Below are 4,253 nucleotides of genomic sequence, written 5' to 3'. Positions count from 1 at the left end.
TTACCCGCCGCTGCGCCCTCAGGTCACCGTCGAGGAGCTCTTGGCCGCAAGAGGCACACAGCCCATCCGGTCCCTCGACGACCTTGCGGCCGACACCTTCGGCTCTGACGAGGAGCTTGACGAGTTCCTCGCGTTCACCTACGCCGAGCGTCGACGCGACGTCGCCTGAGCCGGCGCCGTGCAGCCTGTCGTCCTTGACACCGACGTCGCCTCCCTGAGCCACAAACGCAGGCTCAGCGGACCCGTTGCAACCCGTCTGATCGGCCGCCGGCCACTGATCACGTTCGTGACCTTCGGCGAGCTCACCAAGTGGACCGACCTGCGGGACTGGGGCAGTCGCCGACGTCAGGAACTCGCCGACTGGCTCTCCGGAATTCCTGTGCTGCCCGGCGACGAGGCAGTCGCTGCCACCTGGGGCAGGCTCTCCGCGGGCGCCACCCGGGCCGGGCAGCCCCGCCCGGCCAACGACATGTGGATCGCGGCCTGCTGTCTCACTCACAACCTGCCACTCGCGACCTTGAACCTGAAGGACTACATGTACTTCAGGGATCACCACGGTCTGCGGATTCTCGGCGAGGAGTAGCCGCCGCTCGCCCACCAGCGAGGAAGGAACCATGGTGGAGCCGGCGTGTCTGTGGACGGCATCTCCCCTGATCAGACGCCGCGCGGAGACCGGGCGGATGGCGATTTCGGGACCCTGAACAAAGATCAAACGGTTCTTGTTCTGGTGCGTTAGGTCCACCACATTGTTGATCATGTCTCTGACTGGCGCGAATGCGGTTTACGATCTATCGCATGGGGATTCGACCATCCAGTCCCTCGATGCCGACACGATCATCACATCGAGGCGTCGCGACGACCGTTTGACCCCAAGCACGGGTCGAGGGCGCCTACTGCGCGACACGGCGGCCGGCGCGTGCCGCGAACGCGTCCAAAGCGCTGAGCACTTCGGACGCCTGCCACAGACGGTTGCGGGCGAATCCGGTAAATTCCATGAGTATTCCGGCCTCAGCGAGCGGCGTGATCACACGCTGGGCATTCTGCGAAGAGACGCCCAACTCGGACGCCACGACCCGGGCGTCGACGACCGGCTGCCGCAGGAGCAGGTCCGCGAGTCGCCACGCACGGGCGTCGCGCCGGATCTTCAGCCGGTCATCCCATCCCGCCCGGATCGCCCGCAGCTCGCTCGCCAGTTGGCGCCCGTTCGTGATTGCGGTGACCGACGCGGTCGCGAACCTCTCGATGATCGGAGCCACGTCACCGTTGCGGTAGGCGCCAAGAGCGTCGAAGTAGGCGGCGGTGTCGGTCAGCAGGCCAGCTGAGATCGGCACGGTGACATTCCTGGTCAGGGCATGGCCGCGCAGCATCGCGTGCACCAGCGCCCGGCCGGTCCGGCCGTTGCCGTCGGGAAACGGGTGAATAGTCTCGAACTGGGCGTGCGCGATGGCGGCCTGGCTCAGAACCGGTACATCGGCCCTGCCGGCGAAGCGAAGGAGGTCCCTCATCAGCGCTGGGATGTGGCGGTGGTGCGGGGGGATGAAGGCCGCTCCGTGTGGCCCGTAGGAGTCTCCGCCGATCCACACCTGTTCCTGCCGCCACCGTCCGCCGATCCCTGGCGCGTGTCGTGCCATCAGGGCCGCGTGCATGGCAAGGACAGCAGACTCGTCCAGACGGTCGGCCAGGTCCAAAGCCGCTTTCATCGCGGCGACGTTGCCGACGATCTCGGCCGCGTTGCGCTTCTGCGTGCTGCCGAGTTCGGCGAGGGCGATCGCTTTGGCGCCCGAGGTGAGGTTCTCGATCCTGGACGATGATGCGGACTCGGAGCGGAGCAGGACAGATGCGAAGGGTGCCACCTCTAGGCCGAGTTCCGCGTCGAAACGGGCGATCTCGACCGACGCATCGTCCGCCAGGGATGCCACGTGGACGGGAAGCGAAGGCGACCGGTCGGCGATCGTGGGCACGACGGCGGCCCGATAGGGACCTTGGTGGCGGGTGCGTACCCGTGCGGAGACGAGGTCATCCGGGATCGTCGAGACCCAGTCGTGCTCCTCCCAGCCCAGGCTCGGCCAAGCCGCACGGTCCTCGGCCCAGCTATGACCGGCGGTCCCGCCGCCTGCCAGACCTGAAACCATGGCTGGATTCTAGCTTCACTTATGCTCTAACTGAAACTAAGGAGGCTGGCATATGCTCAGATACGGCGGCCGGCAGGCCCTGCGCGGTCCGTGTATGGGTCCGGGAGACCTGCCGTGCTGGGCCGTCGGCGGTGTGGACCCGGGCACCGCGCCGGTCGTCGCTGGCTGCGCCGTCGGCTCCGCCGGGACCAGCGTCACGTCAGCGGGATGCGCCTCCAGAACCACCAAATCTACGGAACGTGCGTTCGAATCACGCGAAGGACCGCGCTGCCCGTCACGAGATACCACCCGTCCGACCAGACACCACGGTCGCGCAGCGGGTAAGCGCGCGGTTTGATCGTCGGCGTTGCCCTACGTTGTGTTACACACCAAAGCTACACTACGTATGCGGATGAGTACACAATCCGTCACGCGCGAAGAGGCCCATCGTCACGCGCGAAGAGGCCCATAGAGTCGCGCGTGGAAATATCGCGTTCCCGGGGATACGGGAGGCACAGGCCATGGCGACCGCGGCGCGTGACCGGCTGGCCAGGACGTTACACGGCGACGCGAAGGCCGCGTTCAGCGTGGAGCTGACGGCGAGGAGACACTGACCGACCCGGACGTCCGCGATACGTGGGAGATCCCGAAGGTTTTCGGCTACCTGTATCTGCGGTTCGCGCTCGCGACCGCCCGTACCGCCGACCCCGTCCGGACCGACGAACACTGGCGCGAGGCAGCCGCTTATGCCGCTCGGCTGGACGGTGAGCCCAACCATTACGGCCTGTGGTTCGGCTCCTCGAACATCGGGATCTGGGGAGTCGGACTCGCCGTCGAACTCATGGATGGACCGTTGGCGATACGACGCGGTAAGCAGCTGACAATCTCCGCCGCTCTACCCCCAGCGCGGGTCGGACATCACTCCAGAACGCCCGAAAGATCAGCCCCCAGCAGACTCGTTACCATCCCATGGTCCGCGAGACCATCGCCGGAATCGCCCACGCCGAAAGACGCTCGACCGAATCCCTCCGCAACATCGCCGCATGGGTCGGCATAGAATCCTGACCTAACAGGTCTTGCGCAGGTTTTGTGACGATCATAGTCGGCAGGCATGCCGGGTGGTCTGAGTAGGCCCAACCCAGTCGCGTCACGCTCGACGCTCGATCTGCGCACACGATTTGTACCCGGGCCGGCGCCATCGGTATGTCGATACCGCAAAGGGCAGCGGAGCCCCGGTATGAGGGGTTCGTCCTCGCGAGACGTCCTCTGTCCCTGGAGCTCCGCTGTCTACGACCTGCCGTCGCGGGTCGTGGTCTACCTGCTGCTGGCCAAGGAACGACGGATGGGCGAGCCGGGCGCACGGGAGGCGTACCAGGCGGCCAGGTTGGCGTTCGAGCTGGGCCGGGCGGTACGGGAACTGCGCCAGCGGCGCGCCTGGAGCTAGGCTGAGCTGGCCTGCGCGGCGGGCATGACGCAGTCGGCTGTGGCGCGGTTCGAGGCCGGTGGGACCGTACCGACGCTTCCTGTGCTGGAACGGCTCGCCGAGGCCCTTGATGCCGACCTCGACGTCCGCGTCATCCCCCGTTCCGCAGCGTAGGAGATCCTGGTAGGGGAGCTTGTCCAACGTGAGTGAAGCCGAACGGACGTGCGCTGCGACCTGCGCGTTTCGGGCGACCGTGAGGTCGGCGACATCATGAAGCGGATGGTCCAGATTCCCTATGAGCTGGAGCAGGAGGAGGACGACGGCACCTGGGGTGCCCATGCGTCCTTCCCCAGCGGCGGAGCGCACGGGCTCGGGAACACTCCCGAGGACGCCGTCGCCGACCTCTATGAGGCCGTCAGTCTGGTCATCGAGGAGTTCGGAATCCCGCCAGTGCTGACGATCGTCCAGGACGTTGCCTGATGCCGCCACTTCCCGTGGTGGCCGGCGCGGAAGTGGCCAAGGCTCTGGTAAAAGAAGGCTTCGAGCTCGTCTGCATCAGGGGTAGCCACCACATGATGAAGAACCCCGAGGGACGGTTCACGGTCGTGCCCGTTCACCGTCGTGCGCGTTCACCAAGGTAAGGACATCCCGCCGGGAACGCTTCGCCGGATCATCCGCGATGCAGGCATGTCGGTCGCCGAGTTCATCGCCCTCTTCTA

Annotated in this window: 5 protein-coding genes and 1 pseudogene; 5 read left to right on the top strand and 1 reads right to left on the bottom strand. The window is 66.3% G+C overall.

From position 1 onward, the window contains the following. The first annotated feature begins 178 nt into the window (after positions 1 to 178). Complete coding sequence (locus tag U9980_RS23650) at positions 179 to 583, top strand: type II toxin-antitoxin system VapC family toxin (RefSeq protein WP_322747252.1); 405 nt, start codon at positions 179 to 181, stop codon at positions 581 to 583. Positions 584 to 890: 307 nt separating this feature from the next. Here the strand turns inward: U9980_RS23650 and U9980_RS23645 are convergent, their stop codons facing one another. After that, on the bottom strand, positions 891 to 2,132 hold the full coding sequence (locus tag U9980_RS23645; RefSeq protein WP_322769951.1) for a Fic family protein: 1,242 nt from the start codon (positions 2,130 to 2,132) through the stop codon (positions 891 to 893). A 1,321-nt stretch (positions 2,133 to 3,453) separates the two neighbouring features. On the opposite strand from U9980_RS23645, the pseudogene U9980_RS28745 reads away from it, so the two are divergent. From U9980_RS28745 to U9980_RS28740, 4 genes and pseudogenes are all read left to right on the top strand, one after another. Continuing rightward, a pseudogene (locus tag U9980_RS28745) lies at positions 3,454 to 3,708 on the top strand (helix-turn-helix domain-containing protein). A gap of 96 nt (positions 3,709 to 3,804) precedes the next feature. Further along, on the top strand, positions 3,805 to 4,014 hold the full coding sequence (locus tag U9980_RS23630; RefSeq protein WP_322769950.1) for a hypothetical protein: 210 nt from the start codon (positions 3,805 to 3,807) through the stop codon (positions 4,012 to 4,014). After that, positions 4,014 to 4,175 (top strand): type II toxin-antitoxin system HicA family toxin, encoded by a 162-nt coding sequence (locus tag U9980_RS23625; protein WP_322769949.1) that lies wholly within the window; start codon positions 4,014 to 4,016, stop codon positions 4,173 to 4,175. Before U9980_RS23630 ends, U9980_RS23625 begins: the two co-directional genes overlap by 1 nt. Further along, on the top strand, positions 4,156 to 4,253 hold a 98-nt coding region (locus tag U9980_RS28740), incomplete at its 3' end, for a type II toxin-antitoxin system HicA family toxin (protein WP_416210372.1). The genes U9980_RS23625 and U9980_RS28740, both read left to right, overlap by 20 nt.

Origin of the sequence: Protofrankia sp. Cr1 (genome assembly GCF_963555865.1) — a bacterium.
In the GTDB taxonomy this organism is placed as follows: Bacteria; Actinomycetota; Actinomycetes; order Frankiales; family Frankiaceae; genus Protofrankia.
The sequence above is the reverse complement of the archived record's forward strand: the minus strand, read 5'-3'. Positions and strand labels throughout refer to the sequence as shown.

What these genes read in the sequence shown, in the direction of transcription:
- U9980_RS23625 (WP_322769949.1), top strand. Translation starts at nt 4,014, where the DNA reads ATGCCGCCACTTCCCGTGGTGGCCGGCGCGGAAGTGGCCAAGGCTCTG.
- U9980_RS23630 (WP_322769950.1), top strand. Translation starts at nt 3,805, where the DNA reads ATGAAGCGGATGGTCCAGATTCCCTATGAGCTGGAGCAGGAGGAGGAC.
- U9980_RS23645 (WP_322769951.1), bottom strand. Translation starts at nt 2,132, where the DNA reads ATGGTTTCAGGTCTGGCAGGCGGCGGGACCGCCGGTCATAGCTGGGCC.